The organism is Streptomyces sp. HUAS CB01 (assembly GCF_030406905.1).
In the GTDB taxonomy this organism is placed as follows: Bacteria; Actinomycetota; Actinomycetes; order Streptomycetales; family Streptomycetaceae; genus Streptomyces; species Streptomyces chengbuensis.
Genome location: NZ_CP129137.1, coordinates 2685750 through 2705538 on the forward strand (window position 1 = coordinate 2685750; position 19789 = coordinate 2705538).

15 protein-coding genes and 1 pseudogene are annotated in these 19789 nt (G+C 73.4%); 8 read left to right on the forward strand and 8 right to left on the reverse strand.

All coding sequences use genetic code 11. The features are described 5' to 3' along the window. Nucleotides 1-90 precede the first annotated feature (90 nt). A pseudogene (locus tag QRN89_RS11910) lies at nucleotides 91-983 on the reverse strand (LysR substrate-binding domain-containing protein); the annotation flags it as partial. 140 nt (nucleotides 984-1123) lie between these two features. On the opposite strand from QRN89_RS11910, the gene QRN89_RS11915 reads away from it, so the two are divergent. Further along, a complete protein-coding gene (locus tag QRN89_RS11915) occupies nucleotides 1124-1939 on the forward strand; it encodes an alpha/beta fold hydrolase (protein ID WP_290349322.1) in 816 nt (271 codons plus the stop codon). Between the two features lie 87 nt (nucleotides 1940-2026). Here QRN89_RS11915 and QRN89_RS11920 read toward each other — a convergent pair whose 3' ends face one another. Continuing rightward, nucleotides 2027-3241: an IS110 family RNA-guided transposase gene (locus tag QRN89_RS11920; RefSeq protein WP_290347483.1), complete on the reverse strand. Its 1215-nt coding sequence runs from the start codon at nucleotides 3239-3241 to the stop codon at nucleotides 2027-2029. 324 nt (nucleotides 3242-3565) lie between these two features. Next, nucleotides 3566-4240 (reverse strand): hypothetical protein, encoded by a 675-nt coding sequence (locus tag QRN89_RS11925; RefSeq protein ID WP_290349323.1) that lies wholly within the window; start codon nucleotides 4238-4240, stop codon nucleotides 3566-3568. A gap of 550 nt (nucleotides 4241-4790) precedes the next feature. On the opposite strand from QRN89_RS11925, the gene QRN89_RS11930 reads away from it, so the two are divergent. Then, the gene (locus QRN89_RS11930; protein ID WP_290349324.1) at nucleotides 4791-6020 is read left to right on the forward strand and encodes a S8 family peptidase; all 1230 of its coding nucleotides are present in this window, start codon (nucleotides 4791-4793) and stop codon (nucleotides 6018-6020) included. A 295-nt stretch (nucleotides 6021-6315) separates the two neighbouring features. Here QRN89_RS11930 and QRN89_RS11940 read toward each other — a convergent pair whose 3' ends face one another. The 4 genes from QRN89_RS11940 to QRN89_RS11955 all read right to left on the reverse strand — a co-directional run bounded on the left by QRN89_RS11940 (nucleotide 6316) and on the right by QRN89_RS11955 (nucleotide 9928). Continuing rightward, a complete protein-coding gene (locus QRN89_RS11940) occupies nucleotides 6316-7047 on the reverse strand; it encodes an alpha/beta fold hydrolase (protein ID WP_290349325.1) in 732 nt (243 codons plus the stop codon). Nucleotides 7048-7238: 191 nt separating this feature from the next. Beyond that, a complete protein-coding gene (locus tag QRN89_RS11945; RefSeq protein WP_290349326.1) occupies nucleotides 7239-7481 on the reverse strand; it encodes a hypothetical protein in 243 nt (80 codons plus the stop codon). Between the two features lie 20 nt (nucleotides 7482-7501). Further along, nucleotides 7502-9667, reverse strand: coding sequence for a 4-alpha-glucanotransferase (malQ, locus tag QRN89_RS11950; RefSeq protein ID WP_290349327.1), 2166 nt, complete (start codon nucleotides 9665-9667; stop codon nucleotides 7502-7504). Further along, nucleotides 9668-9928: a hypothetical protein gene (locus QRN89_RS11955; RefSeq protein WP_290349328.1), complete on the reverse strand. Its 261-nt coding sequence runs from the start codon at nucleotides 9926-9928 to the stop codon at nucleotides 9668-9670. It abuts the gene before it with no gap. A 254-nt stretch (nucleotides 9929-10182) separates the two neighbouring features. On the opposite strand from QRN89_RS11955, the gene QRN89_RS11960 reads away from it, so the two are divergent. After that, nucleotides 10183-13107, forward strand: a complete 2925-nt coding sequence (locus tag QRN89_RS11960) for a glycoside hydrolase family 84 protein (protein ID WP_290349329.1) — start codon at nucleotides 10183-10185, stop codon at nucleotides 13105-13107. Between the two features lie 83 nt (nucleotides 13108-13190). Here the strand turns inward: QRN89_RS11960 and QRN89_RS11965 are convergent, their stop codons facing one another. Then, nucleotides 13191-13727 carry an HNH endonuclease gene (locus QRN89_RS11965; RefSeq protein ID WP_290349330.1) on the reverse strand — a complete coding sequence of 179 codons (537 nt, stop codon included), beginning with the start codon at nucleotides 13725-13727 and terminating at the stop codon, nucleotides 13191-13193. Nucleotides 13728-13973: 246 nt separating this feature from the next. Here QRN89_RS11965 and QRN89_RS11970 point away from each other — a divergent pair, with 246 nt between their 5' ends. The 5 genes from QRN89_RS11970 to QRN89_RS11990 all read left to right on the forward strand — a co-directional run bounded on the left by QRN89_RS11970 (nucleotide 13974) and on the right by QRN89_RS11990 (nucleotide 19783). Further along, a complete protein-coding gene (locus QRN89_RS11970; protein ID WP_290349331.1) occupies nucleotides 13974-15026 on the forward strand; it encodes a mechanosensitive ion channel family protein in 1053 nt (350 codons plus the stop codon). A gap of 194 nt (nucleotides 15027-15220) precedes the next feature. After that, the gene (locus QRN89_RS11975; RefSeq protein ID WP_290349332.1) at nucleotides 15221-16423 is read left to right on the forward strand and encodes an ROK family transcriptional regulator; all 1203 of its coding nucleotides are present in this window, start codon (nucleotides 15221-15223) and stop codon (nucleotides 16421-16423) included. A gap of 130 nt (nucleotides 16424-16553) precedes the next feature. Next, nucleotides 16554-17891, forward strand: a complete 1338-nt coding sequence (locus tag QRN89_RS11980; protein ID WP_290349333.1) for an ABC transporter substrate-binding protein — start codon at nucleotides 16554-16556, stop codon at nucleotides 17889-17891. Then, entirely contained in the window at nucleotides 17891-18874 is a 984-nt protein-coding gene (locus tag QRN89_RS11985; protein WP_290349334.1) for a carbohydrate ABC transporter permease, read from the forward strand. Before QRN89_RS11980 ends, QRN89_RS11985 begins: the two co-directional genes overlap by 1 nt. A 3-nt stretch (nucleotides 18875-18877) precedes the next feature. After that, entirely contained in the window at nucleotides 18878-19783 is a 906-nt protein-coding gene (locus QRN89_RS11990; RefSeq protein WP_290349335.1) for a carbohydrate ABC transporter permease, read from the forward strand. Nucleotides 19784-19789: the final 6 nt, after the last annotated feature.

Genomic DNA, 19789 nt, shown 5'->3' on the forward strand with positions numbered 1-19789 from the left:
CGGCGGGCCTGCGGCACCCGGAGGAGCGGTGCGGCCCTGAGCGGACCGCCCGCGGGAGCGGTGTCCGGCGGTCCGGGCACCGCTCCCGTGCGCCTCGAGCACATGCGCCACCCCGGCCCCCTGCTCCGCTCCCCTGCGCACCGCGGACACGACGTGGCGGCGCGGCCGGTCCGCGCCGGACACGCGCATGACCACTCCGGCGAGGAGCTCCGCCGCCGCCGTCCGACGCACCAGCGCCACGCCCGTCCCCGCCTCCACCATGGCCAGGATCGCGGTCCACCCGGCCGCGGTGTGCGCCTGCTCCGGCACGAACCCGGCCGCCTCGCACGCGGCGAGCGCGATCTCCGACCGGGGCCGCTGCCACCGAAGATCCACGGCTCCCCCGAGAGATCGGCCGGACGCAGCCGCGGCTCGCCGGCCCGCGCGTGCCCGGCCGGCGGGGCCACGTCCAGCGGTTCGGCGAGCAGGGGCACGCGGGTGAACCGCGGGTCCCGCGCGGCCGGCGCGTGCGCGGGCCGGCGACAGGGCGAGGTCGACGTCCCGGGACGAGAGCAGGTCGTACGCCTCGGCCGCCTCGGCCTCGCGGACCCGTACCGCCAGGCCCGGATGCGTGCTCCGCAGCAGCTGCACCGCGGGCACGACGAGCGCCGGCGCGGCCTCGAGAACGCCCCGACCCGCACCCGGCCCACCTCGCCCCGCAGATATCCGGCCAGTTCCGCGTCGGCCCGCTCCGGTTCCGCGCAGACCGCCTCCGCGTGCCGCAGCACCAGCAGCGCGGCATCGGTGAGCCGCACCCGCCGGCCGTCCGCCTCCAGCTACCGCACCCCGAGCTGCCGGGCGAGGTTCGTCAGCTGCTGCGACACGGCCGACGGCGTCATCAGCAGCGCCTCCGCGGTCGCGGTCACCGTGCCGCGGTCCCGCAGCGTGCGCGGGATCCGCAGCTTCTTGACGTCCCACCTGTCCGACTCGGCCGTGGGCCGCAACCTACCGGTGCGCCCGGGGGCCGTCGGGGCCGCGGCGGGGCCCGGCCCGCTCGCGCCCCGGCGATGAGTTTCCCCGCCGGCGGGAGTCGTACCGACGTCACCGCGACCGCGGACGACGGCTTCAGGGAGGACGACCGGCGATGACCACCACCACCCACACACTCGACGTCCCGGGCGGGCGTCTGCACTACGAGATCCGCGGCACGGGGCCGCTCGTCATGGTCATGGGAGCGCCCATGGACGCCGGGGAGTTCGCGCCCCTCGCGGACGCCCTCGCGGGCGACCGCACCGTGGTCACCCACGACCCGCGCGGCATCTCGCGGAGTCGTCTCGACGACCCCGGTCAGGACTCGACCCCCGAGCTGCGGGCGGACGACGTCGTCGCGATCCTGGACGCGCTCGGCGCCGAGTCGGCGGACGTCTTCGGCAGCAGCGGTGGCGCGGTCACGGGGCTCGCGCTGGCCACCGGGTACCCGGACCGGGTGCGGACCCTCGTGGCGCACGAACCGCCCCTGCTGGAGCTCCTTCCCGACGCCGCCGAACAGCGCGCCGCGACCGACGACCTCATCGAGACCTTCCACCGGGACGGCGTGGGCGCGGCCTGGATGAAGTTCATGGCCAACGCGGGCTTCGACCTCGGCGGGGACGACGCCCCCGGCCCTCCGCAGGGCGAGCCCTCCGAGCGGGACCTGGCCAACAGCACCCGCTTCTTCGCCCACGAGCTGCGCCACACCGCCCTGTACCGGCCCGATCTCGACGCGCTGAAGTCCGGGCCCGTACGGGTCGTGGTGGGCATCGGCGCCGATTCGGGCGGCCTCGTCACGTACCGGACCTCCACGGCCCTGGCGGAGCGCCTCGGCACCGCACCGGTCGGGTTCCCGGGTGACCACGGCGGGTTCCTCGGGCGGCCGGCGGAGTTCGCGGACGTCCTGCGGAAGGTGCTCGCGGACCGATGAACGCGGGCGTCCCGGCCGTTCCGGGGGGGGGTGTCTCTATGTCCTTCGTCAAGGACGTGGCGTCGGGTTTGGTGTTGTTTGGGGTGGTCATGCGGCGAGGGTGATGTCGGGGGTTCTGGATTCGTAGAAGGTGCCGTCGCGGAGCATGGCGAACAGGACGCTGATGCGTTGGCGGGCAAGTCGGAGGAGGGCCTGGGTGTGGGTTTTGCCGCGTGCTCGTTGCCGGTCGTAGTAAGCGCGGGAGGCCGGGTCGGCGTTCATGCAGGCGAACGCGGAGAGGAACATGGCGCGTTTGAGCTGCCGGTTTCCGCCCCGTGGTGCGTGCTCACCATGAATCGAGGTCCCCGACGACTTGGTCGTGGGGGCGAGGCCGGCGTAGGAGGCGAGGTGGGCGGCGCTGGCAAAGCCGGTGCCGTCGCCGACGGTGACCAGCAGGACGGCGGCGGTCCTGACCCCGACTCCGGGCATCGAGGTCAGGACCTGGTGAAGAGGGTGGGCCTCCAGCAGGGTGTCGATCTGGGCTTCCAGGGCCCGGCGCTGGTCGTGGACCGCGGCGAGCGAGCGGGCCAGCGAGGGGATGACCACGTTGAGGGTGTCTGTGCCGGGGACCACGACGGTCTGCTCGTCGAGGGCGTCGAAGACGTCGTCGATCAGGCGGGCGGCCATGCGCGGGGCCTTGGGCCGGATCACCTCGACGAGTCTGCGGCGGCCGGCCTTCCGCAGTGCGGCCGGGGATCCGTAGCGCTCGAGGAGCCAGGTGATGGCGGGGTGGTCCAGCCGCGGGCCCAGGACCCGCTCGAGGCTGGGGTGGAACTGGGTGAGCAGGCCGCGTATCCGATTGGAGGTGCGGGTGGCTTCCGCGGCGAGGTCCTGGTCGAAGCCCGTCAGGACGGTCAGCTCGGCGGTGATCTCGTCGGTCAGCTCCAGCGACCGCAGAGTGTGAGGCATCGTCCGGGCCGCGTCCGCGATCACCGCCGCATCCTTCGCGTCGGTCTTCGCCTCTCCGGGATAGAGATCGGCGATCCGCCGCATCGCCAGTCCCGGCAGGTAGGCGACCTCGCAGCCCGCGTCTCGGGCGACGGTCAGGGGCAGAGCGCCGATCGACGCGGGCTGGTCCACGATCACCAGGACGGTGCCGAACTTGGCCTTGAGCTTGTCGAAGACGGCCCGCAGCTTCGGCTCGCTGTTGGGCATCGGCTTGTCGAAGACCTTCTTCCCGGCCGGCGTGAGCCCGTGACCGTGGTGGGCCGTCTTGCCGACGTCCAACCCGAGGAAGACGCCTATGCCTTCGGTGTCTAACATCGCACCCTTCCGCAGGTGTTGATCGTGCTGGCCTCGGCGGTGGCACCGTGCTCGCGCATCCACGTTATGCAGACCTGCCGCCCGCGAACTGCCCGGCATTGCACCAGGCCGGGCGGTGGCCGGGTCTCTCATCAGCGTCTCCGACGGCACCTCCCGGGCCCGGCGACACCACCCCCCAGGTCATGCCTTCGACAGAGGGGACACAGTCATACCGGGCCCGGAGGCCAGCAGCCCCATTGCAGGACCGCGAAAAACATAACGGGGGGGAACGGCCGGGACAGGGGCCGGCATCGCATCGGCCCCGCTGCTCCCCGAGCGGACCCGTCAGCGCTGCTTGACGAACGCCCGGCCCGCCTTCGTACCCGCCGAGCAGGACTTCTTCTCCGCCGCGGTCATCGCGCGGCTCTTGACGACCACCGCGTTGCTCTTGCCGTCCGTGCCGTTCGGGGCCGGGCCGGTGATGGTGTCGCCCCAGAACCAGTAGTAGTGGCCCCACTTGGGGTCGTCGTAGTGGGTCTGCCAGGTGCCTGAGACCTGCTGCATCACCTGGGCCCGGGAGATCCAGCCGACCTCTCCCGGCTGCACCGTCATGTTCAGCGAGCTGCTCTCCGTGTGGGTGCTGGTCCAGCTGTGGTCGTAGGTGGCCGTCACGCTGAGGTCCACTATGCCCGCGATGTTCCCGCCGGCCGTGACCGAGACGCCCACCGAGTCGGTGGAGCCCACCGAGTCGGTCCACGTCATCGACTGGGTGGCCGGGGACGTACTGCAGTTGTAGAGCGAGTCGGAGACCTGGCGGAAGTCTCCGAGGTACGCCTCGCCGAGCTTCGGGTCGTTGAAGCTGCACTTGCCGAGGCCCGACGCGCAGTCGGCCGTGAGGAGTTCGCGGGTGGGTCCGTCGTCCGCGGCCGCCGTGGAGGTGGCCGCCACGAGGATTCCGCTGGTTGCCGCCGCAACGGCGAGTGCCCGGACGCCCCGGCTCAGGGCGTGACTCATCGTCATGCTGGTGCCTTTCACACTGTGTGGGGAGTCGGTGAACTGCGCTGCCACGCCCGGGTTTCGGGCGTCCTGACCAAGCCGCAATCACCGCCTGTGAACGCGAGATTGTCCCAATAGCCACGCCAACCCCACCAAGAACAAGCAAAGTTGTAGTTGATTGCGAAACCGAACTTTCCGGTAACCGCACCAAAGGCCGACAACCGCGGACGGACCCCCGGGCCCCGAGCCGGCCCCGCGGCGACGTACGGCAGGAGCAACGGCGTCCCTCGGCCGGCAGCGGGCACCCGGCACGCACCGAGCGGACCGTCCGCGTGCCCCGCGCCTCACCCGCGCCCGTCGCCCCGCCGCCGCGGGGAGCCACCGCCCGCCTCCCGCGGTAGCCGCCGCCCCGGACGGGCCGTCACCCGCCCGGGCGCCCCGCCCCCGGGTGAGTGCAGCAGTCGGGGGAGATCGGGCCCCACGGCCGGGCGATCGGCTGACAAGGGCTCAAGCGGTCGCCCGGCCGGGTCGAAAAGACGGTGACATGATCATCGTCGATCGGATGGGAGTACCCATGCGACTGTTCGCGCGCCGCGCGGCCGCCGCTCTGCTGCTCGCCGTGTCCGCCGCCGCCCCGGGGGCGGCCGCGGAGGCCGATACGGGAGGGCCGACCCCCGCCCCGCTGTACCGGTCGGCCGAGCCCGTGAAGGGCAGCTACATCGTCTCTCTCCGCGAGGGCGCCGACCCGGCGGCGGTCGCCGGGGACGCGGGTGTGAAGCGCAGGTACACGTACAACCGGGCCATGCGCGGGTTCTCCGCGACGCTGAACGCGACCCAGCTGAAGGCCATGAGGCTCGCTCCCGGCGTCGCGGCCGTGGAGGAGGACGCGCGGGTGTCCGCGCACCGACTTTCCGAAGGGCCGGGCCTGCCGACCCCGCACCGGCTCCAGGACCCGGGCGGTGTCCCGGCCTTCGCCCGACAGGCCGCGAGCTGGGGGCTCGACCGCGCGGACCAGCGGGCCCTGCCGCTGGACGGGCTGTTCACGGCGGCCTCGACGGGCAAGGGCGTCACGGTCTACGTCGTCGACACCGGGATCGACTACGGCCACAGCGAGTTCGGCGGCCGCGCCGTGTTCGGGTTCGACGCCGTCGGGGACGGCCGTCGGGGCCAGGACTGCGAGGGTCACGGCACCCATGTCGCGGGAACGGCGGCGGGCGCGACCTACGGGGTGGCGCCCGAGGCCCGCCTGGTCAGCGTCCGGGTGCTCAACTGCGAGGGCGAGGGCGCCTGGTCCAGGATCATCGCGGGCCTCGACTGGGTGGCGAAGAACGCCCAGCAGCCGGCCGTGCTGAACGCCTCCCTCGGAGGCGCCACGTCCCCCTCCGCCAACGCCGCCGCCAAGGCCGTCTTCGACAGCGGTGTGCTGCCCGTCGTCGCGGCCGGCAACTCCGCGGAGGACGCGTGCGGCGTCTCACCCGCGAGCGCACCGAACGTCCTCACGATCGGCGCGACCGACACGGAGGACACGGAGACCGACTACAGCAACTACGGCAGGTGCCTCAGGCTCTACGCGCCGGGCAGCGACATCAGGTCCGCGCGGATGGGCGGGGGCACCACGACGATGAACGGCACGTCGATGGCCGCACCCCATGCGGCCGGCGTCGCCGCCCTCTACAAGGCGGCCCACCCCGCGGCCGGCCCGCAGGAGGTCGCCGACTGGGTCGTCGGCCAGTCCACGAAGAACGTCGTGAAGAGCATCACCCGGGGGTCGCCGAACCGGCTCCTGTTCACCGGCGGACTGTGACCCCGTCCGCACGGGCCACCGGCCTCGGGGCCGGCCGCCCCGGTGTCCTCGTCACGAGCGTCGTCGACACCGGCCGGGCTCGACCACGGCGAAGACCTCCGGTGCGGTGGAGCCGTCCGGGGCCGCACCGCACGGAGGTCCTCGTGTCCCACCGTGGCGCCCGGCCGACCGTCCTCGGGAGGCGACTGCTCGTCGAACGTGTCCCGGCCGGACCTGCCGTGGCCCATGGGGCGGCGGGGAGGGGGGCTCCCGCCCGACCGCGCACACGGGGGTCCGCCGGGGCGTGACCGGGCGCTCAGCCGGCGGCGGTGAGCTGCCGCGCGAAGCGGCGGACGGCGCCGCTGAAGGCCGCCGGGTCGTCGAAGTTCGCGAGGTGCCGGGCCCGCGGGATCAGTTCGACCCGCGCGTCCGGATGGGCGCGGGCGAAGTCCCGCTCGCCGGACCGGAAGACGGAGTCCTTCTCCCCGTTGAGGATCAGCACCGGGGCCGCCACATGACGCATCGCGCCCGCGTCGAAGCGGCCCAGGACCTCGCCCCAGGCGTCGGGCAGGGTGTGGAAGGCGTAACCGGAGCGGATGGTCGCCTCCACCACCGGGGGCGGATAGAGCCGCCGCAGCATCCGGTCGTTCCAGCGGGTGAGCCGGTCGGCCGGGATCCGCGGGACCAGCCGGGCGAGGAACCGGTACGGGGCCGCCCAGCCGCCGCGGGTCGAGGCGCTGGCGCCCGCGAGGACCAGTCCCCGCAGCAGCTCCGGACGGCGGCGCGCGAATTCCAGCGCGGCGTATCCGCCGAGCGAGTGCCCGACGACCACGGCCGGACCGCGGTCCAGCGAGTGCACCGCGGCGGCGATGACCTCCGTCGCGGCACTCAGGCTCCAGGGCTCGCCGCCGCGCGCCCCGTGGCCCGGCAGGTCCACGGCCGCGACCGGGAACTCCTCCCGGAGCTCGGCGAGCTGCGGGCTCCACTGCCCGGCACTGAAGCGTGTCCCGTGCACAAAGACGATGGACGGCGCGTCCTCTGTCGTCATCGGTCCCCCCGGATGGCGCAATCGACCGCCAGGCTCCCACACCGCAGGCGTCCCCGGCCACGACCCGCCGGTGAACGCACGAGGGCGCCGCACGGTGTGCTCACCGTGCGGCGCCCTCGGAGCGGTCCAGGGCGCCGCGAACGGTCCGCTGCGCCCGCGGGCCCGGTGTCCCGGGCCTCGCGTCAGGAGGGTCAGGCCTGCTTCTTCTTCGGCCTGTCGGACTTGTCGAGGACCATCACCAGGCCCGCGATCAGTACGAACAGCGCGATCGGCGCCACGACGAACAGGCCGAGCGTCTCGGCCACGCTCAGGCCGGTACCCGGGTCGTCGCCGTCGTCGCGCGTCAGCGCGAGCGCGGGGGACGACATGAGCAGCATCATCAGCGTCGTACCGGCCGCGACGGCACCGGCGCGCAGGGCGTTCTTCTTGTCCACGGTGCAAACGTAGCGAACGGCTAGGACGGCCGCGCGCCCGGGGTGCCCGTACGGGGCGCGGACACCGGCCGGAACACCTCCATGAGCGCGTGCAGCCTCGGCGAGGCGGCCAGCTCGTCCAGCGTCGTCGGGCGGCCGGAGGCGTCGGCGACGGGCAGCCGCCAGTTCGGGTACTGGTCCCAGGTGCCGGGCAGGTTCTGCGGCCTGCGGTCCCCCACGGCGTCCGGCAGCCACACGCCGACCATCCGTGCCGGGGTCCGCAGCAGGAACCGGTACACCGCGCGGATCTCCCCCTCCTCGTCGTGGCTGCCCTCGGGCAGCAGGCCGAGCCGGGTCAGACAGGCGCGCCATTCGGCCACCTCGGCGGAGTCCTCCGTGCGCTCCTGGTCCAGCGGCCGGGTGAGCAGACCCAGCCGGTGGCGCAGCGCGACGTGCTCGCCGGTGAGGCGGGCCGCGGTGGACGGCAGGTCGTGGGTGGTGGCCGTGGCCACACAGCCCTCGCGCCAGTCCTCCGGCGCCAGGGGCCTGCCGCTTCCGGCCCAGTCGCGTTCGAACCAGAGGACGGACGTGCCGAGCACGCCCCGGCGCGAGAGCGCCTCGCGCACCCCGGGCTCGACCGTGCCGAGGTCCTCCCCTATGACGACCGCCCCGGCCCGGTGGGCCTCCAGGACCAGCACGGCGAGCATCGCCTCGGCGTCGTAGCGGACGTACGTGCCCTCGGTGGGCTCGGCTCCGACGGGGACCCACCAGAGCCGGAACAGGCCCATGACGTGGTCGAGCCGCAGCGCGCCCGCGTGCCGGAGGAGTCCGCGCAGCAGGCCCCGGTAGGGGGCGTAGCCGGACGCCGCGAGGGCGTCGGGGCGCCACGGCGGCAGGCCCCAGTCCTGGCCGCGGGCGTTGAAGGCGTCGGGCGGGGCGCCCACCGACATGCCCGCGGCGAAGGTGTCCTGCTGGGCCCAGGCGTCCGCGCCGCCGGGGTGCACACCGACGGCGAGGTCGTGCACGATCCCGACGGCCATGCCGGCGTCCCGGGCGGCCGCGGCGGCCGCGGCCAGCTGCTCGTCGGTCAGCCAGGCGAGCCGGCAGTGGAAGTCGACGCGGTCCATGAGGTCCCCGCGGGCGCGGGCCGTCTCCGGGGAGCGCGGGTCGCGCAGGCCCGCGGGCCAGGCGTGCCAGTCGGAGCCGTGGACCTCGGCGAGGGCGCACCAGGTGGCGTGGTCGTCCAGCGCCCGGCCCCGCTCGGCGAGGAAGGCGCAGTACTCGGCCCGGCGGCCGGGGCCGAGGGGGACGCGGAGCACCAGCTCCAGGGCACGGAGTTTGAGCCGCCACACGGCGTCGCGGTCGATCAGCGCGCCCTTCTCCAGGACGGAGGCGCGCAGTTCGGCGGCCTTCTCGAGGAGCGCGTCCAGCCGGAACCGGTCCTGGCCGGTGACGTACGCGTACTCGGGGACGTCCTCGATCCTCAGGTGCACCGGGTCGGGGAACCGGCGGGACGAGGGGCGGTAGGGGGACGGGTCGGTCGGCGCACCGGGTACGGCCGCGTGCAGGGGGTTGACCTGCACGAACCCGGACCCGAGGGCTCGGCCCGCCCAGGACGCCAGCGCGGCGAGGTCCCCGAGGTCGCCCATGCCCCAGGAGCGGGCGGACAGCAGCGAGTAGAGCTGCACCAGAAAGCCGTGGACCCGCTCGGCGGGCTGGTCCACCGCCTCGGGGGCGACGACGAGCACGGCGCTGCCGGTGCGCCCGCCGGTCGTCCGCACCGTCAACCGGTGGACCCCGGTGGGCAGTTCCGGCCAGCCCGGGGCGCCGGAGGAGCCGCCGGCGGGCCGCTCCGCGGACGCCGCAGCTCCGGATTCCGGCGCGGCCGCGGGAGGGGCGTTTTCGCGCCATTCCAAGTGGCCGCCGTCCTCCAGGTCCACGCGGACACGGGCGCCGGGCGGGAGGGCGACGGGGGGCGGCCCGGTGACGGGGAGCCACGCCACCACGGTCGGCGGGAGCAGCCGCTCCTCGGCGGCGGACTCCGCTGCCGTGAGGGCGGCGCGGACCGCGTCCGGTGTGGCGGCGTCCACACCGAGGGCGGCGAGCACCGCGACGACCGTGGAGTCGGGGACGGGGACGGTGACGCCTGCCGAGGGCGAGTACGTGGTGGCGACACCGTGCAGCGCGGCGAGCCGGGCCAGGCCCATTCAGACTCCTGGGGACTCCGAGCCTCCGGCGTCGCCGGTGGCGGTGGGTTCGCTGGTGAGGGGGGCGGCGTCGACGAGGGGAGGCTCGCTGGTCAGCGGCGCGGCGGCGGCGAGCGGGGGCTCGCTGGTGAGCGGGCCGGCGTCGGCGAGCGGGGGCTCGCTGGTGAGGGGCGGTACGGAGGTCGACGGCGGCTCGCTGGTGAGCGGGCCGGGCACCTGTTTGGACAGGGCGGGGAGCAGAAGCTGTGCGGGTGCGGCCACGGGGGCCTCCTCGTGGTGGGGCAACAGGACATTCGCAGCCCTACCCAGTGGGCACGGCGGCAGACGTACACCTCTCGTCAACGTGTTCCGTGTCACATTCTGCTGCACACCCGGGAGTTGAACCGGACGGTCGTGACTCTCGCGCGTCGATGGGCAAATACGACACAACCGTCAGCCGCATTGACACCTTCGCCACACCGGTGGTGGGCTCGAACCGGTTTCGTGGGGCACGGGGAGTCGAGGGGAGACCGGGCGTGCGGTTCGGGCGCAGGAAGCAGACGGCGACCGCCGTCGCCGTCGCCGTGATCGGCGGACTGCTCGGCACGGCCCCCGGAGCCGCCGCGGCCCCGGACGTACCGGGCTCCACCAGCACGGCCGGCCCCGAACGGAAGGCGGCCGGGGCGCTGCCACCGGTCTGGCCCCGGCCCCAGACGCTCAAGGTCACCGGATCCGCCGTACCGCTGGGTGAGGACGTGACGCTCCTCGCGGCCCCGGACGCCGACCCGTACGCCGTGGAGACCGTGCGCGAGTCGCTGCGCGCCGCCGGGGTGCGGACCGTTCACACGGAGCTGCCCGGCCGTGGCACGGTGCTCCGTCTCGGCGGAACCGGAGCACTCGACGCGCTGCGCGCCCTGCGCATGCCGGAACGCGCCGATCTGCCCCGGGGCGGCTACCGGATCGGTACCGGCCGGGTCGGCGGACGCGACACCGTCGCCGTGGACGGAGTCGGGCCGGACGGGCTCTTCCACGGGGCCCAGACGCTGCGGCAGCTCGTCAGGGACCGCGCGGTGCCCGGTGTGGCGGTACGGGACTGGCCCGTCACGGCCGTACGCGGAGTGACCGAGGGCTTCTACGGCCGGCCGTGGAGTCATCAACAGCGGCTGGCGCAGCTCGACTTCATGGGCCGCACCAAACAGAACCGCTATCTCTACGCGCCGGGCGACGACCCGTTCCGGCAGACCCGCTGGCGCGATCCGTACCCCGCCGCCCAGCGCGCCGAGTTCCGCGAGCTGGCCGAGCGCGCCCGGCGCAACCATGTGACGCTCGCCTGGGCCGTCGCCCCCGCCCAGTCCATGTGCCTGGCCTCCGACGACGACGTGAAGGCGCTCAAGCGCAAGATCGACGCGATGTGGGCGCTGGGCGTACGCGCCTTCCAGCTGCAGTTCCAGGACGTCAGCTACAGCGAGTGGCACTGCGACCGGGACCCCGACACGTTCGGTTCCGGCCCGGAGGCCGCGGCCAGGGCCCACGCGCGGCTCGCCGGGGAGATCGCCCGGCACCTCGCCGACCGCCACCCCGGCGCGGAACCGCTGACGGTGATGCCGACGGAGTTCTACCAGGACGGCACGACCGAGTACCGCACGGCGCTCGCCGCTGAGCTGGACCCCGGCGTCCAGGTCGCCTGGACGGGGGTCGGGGTCGTCCCCCGCACCATCACCGGACGGGAACTGGCCGGGGCCCGCGAGGTGTTCGGGCGCCCGATGGTGACGATGGACAACTACCCCGTCAACGACTACGCGCAGGACCGCATCTTCCTCGGGCCCTACACCGGGCGGGAGCCGGCCGTCGCCTCCGGTTCGGCCGCGGTGCTCGCCAACGCCATGGAGCAGGCGGCCGCGTCCCGCATCCCGCTGTTCACGGCCGCCGACTACGCCTGGAACCCGAAGGGGTACCGGCCCCAGGAGTCCTGGCGCGCGGCGATGGACGACCTCGCCGGCGGCGACCCGCGGACCCGGGAGGCGCTCGGCGTGCTCGCGGGGAACCACTCCTCGTCCCTTCTCAACCCCACCGAGTCCGCATATCTCCGGCCTCTGATGGCCGAGTTCTGGCGCTCGCGCACCACGACCGACGTCAAGGCCAGGGACGAGGCGGCACGCCGGCTGCGGGCCGCCTTCACGGCGATGCGGGAGGCCCCGGAGCGGCTGGCCTCGCTCGACTCCGAGGTGGGGCCGTGGCTGGACCAGCTCGCGCGCTACGGCACCGCCGGGGAGCTCGCCGTCGACATGCTGCAGGCCCAGGCGCGCGGCGACGGCGAGACGGCCTGGCGGGCGTCGCTGGCGCTCGCCCCCGTGCGCACGGAGATCGGTGCGGGGAAGGCGACGGTCGGCAAGGGCGTGCTCGGCCCCTTCCTCACCCGGGTGGCGAAGGAGTCGGCGGTGTGGACGGGCGCCGACCGCCGGGTCGGCCCGGTGACCCGTACCGGCGGTGCGTACACGGTGCGGCTGGACCGGGCCCGGCCCGTGGAGGCCGTGACCGCGATGACCGAGCCCGGCGGGGACGGCGTCACGGGCACGCTGGAGGCGCACGTACCGGGCCAGGGCTGGCGGCCGCTCGGTGCACTCGCCCCGTCCGGCTGGACCCAGAACCGCCCCCAGGGGCTGCGCGCGGACGCCCTCCGGATCACCGGCGCCGCCGAGGCGCCCGCCGTGCACGCGCTCGTGCCGTGGTTCGCCGACGAGCCGCGGGCCCGGCTCGCGCTCGGCCGGGGCGAGCTGGACGCGCCGATCGGCGGCGGCCCGCAGCGCACCGAGGCGTTCGTCGCCGCCCGGCGGCCCGACGAGGTGCGCGGCGCCCTCACCGCCAGGGCGCCGAAGGGCATCACGGTGGCCGTGCCGAAGGAGGTGCGGGCACCCCGCGGCCGGCGGACGGCCGTGCCCGTCGAGGTGACGGTGCCGCCGGGGACCCCGGCGGGCGAGTACCAGGTGCCGTTCACCTTCGGCGGGGAGGAGAGCACGCTGACCGTGCGGGCCTACCCGGCGACCGGCGGCCCCGATCTGTTCCGTACGGCGGTGGCGTCGTCCTCGGGCGACGAGACCCCGGACTTCCCGGCCGCCGCTGCGGCGGACGGCGACCCCGGCACCCGCTGGTCCTCCCCCGCGGAGGACGGCGCCTGGTGGCAGGCGGAGCTGGCCCGGCCGGCCCGGCTGGGGCAGGTGGTGCTGCACTGGCAGGACGCGCACGCGGCGAGGTACCGCGTCCAGGTCTCGGCCGACGGTCGCACCTGGCGCACGGCCGCGACCGTCCGCGACGGGAGGGGCGGCCGCGAGTCGGTCCGCATGGACGCGCCGGGGACCCGTTTCGTCCGGGTGCAGGGTGACGCGCGGGCCACCCGCTTCGGTTACTCACTGTGGTCGGCGGAGGCGTACGCCGTGTCGGAGCAGGCCACCGGCACCCCCTGAGCGCACCCGCGGCGGCGCGCCGGGCGCGGACAAGCGCGCGCCCGGCGGTCCGGAGCGCGCGCACACGACAGTGGCCCGGATCCTCAGGCGGATATGCCGTCGATCCGGGCCATCGCGTCGTCCGCGCCGTACGGCTGCAGGTATGGCAGCCAGCGCGGGTCCCTATGCCCGGTGCCGATGATGCGCCAGGCCAGGCCGCTCGGCGGGGCGGGTTGGTGCCGCAGCCGCCAGCCCAGCTCGCGCAGGTGCCGGTCGGCCTTGACGTGGTTGCAGCGGCGGCACGCGGCCACGACGTTGTCCCAGACGTGCTGGCCGCCGCGACTGCGCGGGACGACGTGGTCGACGCTGGTTGCGACGCCACCGCAGTACATGCAGCGGCCCCCGTCGCGGGCGAACAGCGCGCGGCGGGTCAGAGGAACGGGCCCCCGGTAGGGGACCCGGACGAAACGCTTGAGCCGGACCACGCTGGGCGCGGGGATCACCCGGGTCGCGCTGTGCATCAAGGCGCCGGACTCCTCGAGGCAGATGGCCTTGTTCTCGAGGACGAGGACGAGCGCGCGGCGGAGCGGTACGACGCCGAGCGGCTCGTACGACGCGTTGAGGATCAGGACATGCGGCACGGATGGCCTCCTTGTACGCCGGCGGCGCGTGGCTCGCGCCGGGACGATCTGTACTCAGTCTCTCCTCATGCCTGGTCGAAGCGCCACTACGTACCCGTAACGGGCCGGAGGGATTCTGTGTGCGCTCGACCACACCGGAAGGATCCCCGGGTGAGGCTCGTCTCTCCCCTTTGGAGAACGCCGAAGCGATGGCGTATGCCCCGTTAGTGTGGATGGTCCGCCGACCGCACACACGGAGGTTCCGCAGTGTCCCTGGCCGCCGATCCGTCCGCGCCGCCCGTCAGTTTCGACGACGCCGCCGAGCGGGCCAACGAAGCCGCCGGATGGGTGGAGCAGAACTGGTCCACCTGGTTGAACGTGGGCCTGCGGATCCTGCTCATCCTGGTCATCGCGATCATGCTGCGCATCGCGGTCCGCCGGGCGCTGACCAAGCTCATCGAACGGATGAACCGCAGCGCCCAGGCCGTGGAGGGCACGGCCCTCGGCGGTCTGCTGGTCAACGCCGAGCGGCGCAGACAGCGCTCCGAGGCGATCGGTTCGGTACTGAGGTCGGTCGCGTCGTTCGTCATCCTGGGCACCGCGGGACTGATGGTCCTCGGCGCCCTCAACATCAATCTGGCCCCGCTGCTGGCCTCCGCCGGAGTCGCGGGCGTGGCCCTCGGCTTCGGCGCGCGGAACCTGGTCACCGACTTCCTCTCCGGCGTCTTCATGATCCTGGAGGACCAGTACGGCGTCGGCGACTCGATCGACGCGGGGGTCGCCTCCGGCGAGGTGATCGAGGTCGGCCTGCGCGTGACGAAGCTGCGTGGCGACAACGGCGAGATCTGGTACGTCCGCAACGGCGAGGTCAAGCGGATCGGCAACCTGAGCCAGGGCTGGTCGACCGCCTCCGTGGAGGTGAACGTGCGGCCGGCCGAGGACCTGGGCCACGTGCGCGAGCTCATCGAGGAGGCCGCGACGGCGATGTCCAAGGAAGAGCCGTGGAACGAGCGGCTGTGGGGTCCGGTCGAGGTCCTGGGCCTGAGCGAGGTCCTGCTCGACCGCATGACGGTCTCCGTCGCCGCGAAGACGATGCCGGGCAAGGCGCTGGGTGTCGAGCGAGAGCTGCGCTGGCGCATCAAGCGCACCTTCGACGAGGCGGGTGTCCGGATCGTCGGCGGGCTGCCGCAGCAGGCCGACGGGGAGGCCGGGAACGACCCGACCGCCGGCGTGGCGGCCCCGTCCGCGTACGCGTCCGCCACGTCGCCGCAGTCGGTGGCGGCGTCCCCGATCTCCCCGCCGGCGCCCCTGTCCAAGTAGCCACAGGGCGCCCCGGCCGGAGCGCACTCCGGCGCCACGAGGGCGTCCCCGCCAAGAGGCGGGGGCGCCCTTTCGCATGCCGCATCCCCCGGGTGGCCGCCGGGTATTGACGAGCCCATGACCGCGACCTAGGTTTCTGGCTAGATAGGAAACTTTCCTAACAGCGCGGTGCGTGAAGGGCGAGGTGCGTCGTCGTGGCCGGTACCACCCCCGGGACCCCCCGAGTCCTCCGAGCCATGAACGACCGTGCGGCGCTCGATCTGCTGCTGGAGCACGGGGCGCTCTCGCGCACCCGGATCGGCAAGCTCACCGGACTGTCCAAGCCCACCGCGTCCCAGCTGCTGGCACGGCTGGAGGCCGCGGGGCTGGTCGTCGCGACCGGCACCACCGAGGGCAGACCGGGGCCGAACGCCCAGCTGTACACGATCAACGCCCGTACCGCCTTCGCCGCCGGCCTCGACGTGACCCCCAAGCGCATCCGCGCGGCCGTCGCCGACGTCACCGGCGCGACGGTCGGCGAGCACGTCGTCGAGACCCGCGGGCGGCGGCCGGCGAGCGTCGTGCAGCAGGTCACCGGAGCACTGGACGGAGCGGTGAAGGCCGCCGGGATCACACGGGGCGACGTGCACCGCCTCGTCGTCGGCACCCCGGGCGCGTTCGACCCGTCCACGGGCAGGCTGCGGTACGCCTCCCACCTGCCCGGCTGGCACGCCCCCACGCTGCTCGACGAACTCGCGGCGGCGCTGCCCATGCCGGTCGAGTACGAGAACGACGTCAATCTGGTCGCCGTCGCCGAGCAGCGGCTGGGTGCCGCGCGGGGCAATGACGACTTCGTGCTGCTGTGGAACGAGGAGGGGCTCGGAGCCGCGCTCGTCATCGGCGGCCGGCTGCACCGCGGCTTCACCGGCGGCGCGGGCGAGATCGGCTTCCTTCCGGTGCCCGGCACCCCGCTCGTGCGGCAGGTCTCGAAGGCGGGCAGCGGCGGCTTCCAGGAGCTGGCCGGCGCCCAGGCGGTGCCCCGTCTGGCCCGCGAACTGGGCATCGCCGACGTCCCCCAGGGCCCCCACCACGAGGTGGCGGCCACCCTGCTGGCGCGGGCGGCGGAGGCGGAGGCGGGGCCGTACCGCGCGCTGCTCGACACCTTCGCGACCGCGCTGGCCACCGGCCTCGCCTCGATGACCGCCGTTCTCGACCCCGGACTCGTCGTCCTCTCCGGGCCGCTCATCGCGGCCGGCGGGGAACCCCTGCGCGCACGGGTCCAGTCGGAGCTGGCCGAGCTGGCCCCGTCCCGGCCGCGGCTCGTCATCGGGGACGTCCAGGAACACCCCGTGCTGCGCGGGGCGCTGGAGAGCGCCCTGGCGGCCACGCGCGACGAGGTGTTCGACACCTCCCGCTGAACCGCGATCCCCGATCCCCGATCCCCGATCCCCGATCCCCGTCCGCGGCCTCACCCCGGACCGCGACACCCGAAACCCGCACTCCGCGCATCCCCCGACCCGTCCGCCCCGCCCCCAGGGAGACACCGTCATGCCCGGAAGACGCCGCTCCACAGCCGTCGCGCTCGCCTCGACCGCCTCGATGGCCCTGCTCGCCACCGCCTGCACGGGTTCCCACGACACCGGCGCGACCGACGACCCGAAGGCGCGGACCACGCTCACCTTCTGGCACGGCTGGAGCTCACCCGGCGAGGTGGCGGCGATCGAGGACAACATCGCGGCCTTCGAGAAGAAGCACCCCAACATCACGGTCCGGGTGGTCAAGGGCATCACCGACGACAAGCTCAACCAGGCCCTGCGCGCGGGCGGTTCGAACGCCCCCGACGTCGTCTCCTCCTTCACCACCGACAACGTCGGCCGCTTCTGCTCCACCAACGCCCTCGCCGACCTCGGTCCGTTCCTCGACAAGGCGGGGATCGACCCGGCGAAGACCTTCCTCCCCCAGATGGCCAAGTACACCGAGCACGAAGGGAAGCGCTGCACCGTGCCACTGCTCGGTGACGCGTACGGCCTGTACTACAACAAGAAGGCGTTCGCCGAGGCCGGCATCACCGCCCCGCCGAAGACGCTGTCCGAGTTCGACGAGGTCGCGGCGAAGCTCACGAAGGTCAAGGGGGACTCCTACGAACAGCTCGGCTTCATGCCGAACTTCCAGGGCTACGAGACCACCTTCGAGCACTACGCCGCGCAGTTCGGCGTCCGGTACCTCGACGACCGGGGCAGGTCCGCCCTCGCCGCCGACCCCCAGGTCAAGGCCCTGCTCACCTGGCAGAAGGGACTGGTCGACAAGCTGGGCGGCCACCGGAAGCTGGAGAAGTTCCGCAGCGCGCTCGGCGACGAGTGGGGCCCCAAGCACCCGCTGCACACCGGCCAGGTCGCCATGCAGCTCGACGGCGAGTGGCGGGGCAGGATGGCGAAGGACGCGGGGCTGCCGTTCGAGATCGGCGCGGCGCCCTTCCCCGTCCCCGACGACCAGGCCGCCGACTACGGCAAGGGCTATCTGTCCGGGACGATCCTCGGCATCGCCGGCACCAGCGAGAGGAAGAACGCCGCCTGGGAGCTGGTGGAGTACCTGTCGACCGACACCGACGCCGTCGTCTCCTTCGCCAACGCCATCCACAACGTCCCCTCCACGCAGGCCGCGCTGAAGTCGCCGAAGCTCAGCGACGACCCCGTCTACCGCACGTTCGTCGGTATCGCCCAGCACCCGAAGAGCTCGCACGCGCCGTCCTCGGTGAACGGCGGCGCCTTCCTCCTCACCGCGCAGGACTTCGGCGTCCGGTACGAGGCCGGACGGGAGAAGGACCTCGACGCGGGGCTGCGGCGGACGGACGCGCAGGTCGACAAGGACAACGAGCAGGCGCGCTGATGACCGCGGCACACCCCGCCGCGGCGCGGCCGCGGACAGGGCGGGGGAATCCCGCCCTGCGGGCCAGGCGGGTCCGGCGGCGGCTGCGCACGGCCGCGTTCCTCTCGCCCTGGCTGATCGGGTTCGGCGTCTTCTTCGCCTACCCCCTGGTCTCCACCGTCTACTTCTCCTTCATGAGGTACGACGGGTTCACCGCGCCCACCTGGGTGGGACTGAGGAGCTGGACGTACGTCCTCGTCGACTACCCCTTCTTCTGGCCCGCCCTGGCCAACACGCTCTGGCTGATCGCGGTGATGGTGTCCCTGCGGGTCGTCTTCGGCCTCGGCATCGGGCTGCTGGTCACCCGGCTGAGGACGGGCGCGGGACTGTTCCGGACGCTCTTCTACCTGCCGTACCTGGCCCCGCCGGTCGCCGCGACCATGTCGTTCGTCTTCCTGCTCAACCCGGGCACGGGACCGGCGAACACGGTGCTCGCGGCGCTGGGCCTGCCGGAGCCGGGCTGGTTCAACGACGCGTCCTGGTCGAAGCCTTCGCTGACGATCCTCGCCCTGTGGTGCGTCGGCGACCTGATGGTGATCTTCATGGCGGCGCTGCTCGACGTTCCGAAGGAGCAGTACGAGGCCGCCGAGCTGGACGGGGCCGGACCCTGGCAGCGGTTCCGGTACGTCACGCTGCCCAACATCTCGCCCATCGTGCTGTTCGCCGTCGTCACCGGGGTTATCGCGACCATGCAGTACTACACGGAGCCGATCGTGGCGGCGAAGGTCGCCAGCGGGGTGATCGGCGGCTCCGGGCAGCAGTTCGAGCCCGGCTATCCGGACAGGTCCACGCTCACCGTCCCGCAGATCGTCTACAACCTCGGCTTCCAGCGTTTCGACACGGGTGCCGCGTGTGTCGTCGCGCTGGTGTTGTTCGCACTGGCCATGGTGTTCACAGCGTTCCTGATGAGGCGCCGCTCCGGCTTCCTCTCGGCGGAGGACTGATCGATGACCACGACCCTCGACCCCGCGCCGTCCGCCGTGCGCCCCGCCCGCGGAGGCGGTTCCGCCGCCCGGCGCGGCGCGCGGCGCAGGGCCACCCTGGAGTGGATCGCGGTCCACTCCCTGGCCCTCGCGGCCGCGCTGTTCTTCCTGCTGCCGTTCGTGTTCGTCTTCCTGACGGCGGTGATGAGCGACGATCAGGCGCTCACCCGCGAACTGTGGCCGCGCACCTGGGAGTGGGGCAACTTCGCCGCCGTGTGGAACACCCCGGGCTTCCTCACCTGGTGGCGCAACACGCTGCTGTACGCGGGCCTCGGCACCGTCCTCGCGGTCGCGTCGAGCATCCCGGTCGCCTACGCGCTGGCGAAGTTCCGCTTCCGCGGCCGAGGTCTGGCGATGATGCTGGTCATCGCCACGATGATGCTGCCGCCGCAGGTGGTCGTCGTCCCCATGTACCTGTTCTGGGCCAAGCAGATGGACCTCGCGGGCACGCTGTGGCCGCTGATCGTCCCGTTCGCCTTCGGCAACGCGTTCACGATCTTCCTGCTGCGGCAGTTCATGCTGACGATCCCCAGGGAGTACACGGAGGCCGCCAGGATCGACGGCTGCGGCGAGTTCCGCACGATGGTGCGGATCGTGCTGCCGATGGCGCGGCCGGCGATCGCCGCCGTGGCGCTGTTCCACTTCTTCTCCTGCTGGAACGACTACTTCGGCCCGCAGATCTACGCCTCGGAGAACCCCGCCGCCTGGACGCTCTCCTACGGCCTGGAGTCCTTCAAGGGCGCACACCAGACGGACTGGAACCTGACGATGGCCGCGACCGTGATGGTCATGGCCCCCGTGATCGTCGTGTTCTTCCTCGCACAGAAGGCCTTCGTCGAGGGCGTCACACTGACCGGAGTGAAGGGCTGAGAGACA

Bases quoted from the DNA above. Each gene is read 5' to 3' on its own strand.
- QRN89_RS11915 (WP_290349322.1), top strand. From the start codon at position 1,124: ATGACCACCACCACCCACACACTCGACGTCCCGGGCGGGCGTCTGCAC.
- QRN89_RS11920 (WP_290347483.1), bottom strand. From the start codon at position 3,241: ATGTTAGACACCGAAGGCATAGGCGTCTTCCTCGGGTTGGACGTCGGC.
- QRN89_RS11925 (WP_290349323.1), bottom strand. From the start codon at position 4,240: ATGACGATGAGTCACGCCCTGAGCCGGGGCGTCCGGGCACTCGCCGTT.
- QRN89_RS11930 (WP_290349324.1), top strand. From the start codon at position 4,791: ATGCGACTGTTCGCGCGCCGCGCGGCCGCCGCTCTGCTGCTCGCCGTG.
- QRN89_RS11940 (WP_290349325.1), bottom strand. From the start codon at position 7,047: ATGACGACAGAGGACGCGCCGTCCATCGTCTTTGTGCACGGGACACGC.
- malQ (WP_290349327.1), bottom strand. From the start codon at position 9,667: ATGGGCCTGGCCCGGCTCGCCGCGCTGCACGGTGTCGCCACCACGTAC.
- QRN89_RS11980 (WP_290349333.1), top strand. From the start codon at position 16,554: ATGCCCGGAAGACGCCGCTCCACAGCCGTCGCGCTCGCCTCGACCGCC.
- QRN89_RS11985 (WP_290349334.1), top strand. From the start codon at position 17,891: ATGACCGCGGCACACCCCGCCGCGGCGCGGCCGCGGACAGGGCGGGGG.
- QRN89_RS11990 (WP_290349335.1), top strand. From the start codon at position 18,878: ATGACCACGACCCTCGACCCCGCGCCGTCCGCCGTGCGCCCCGCCCGC.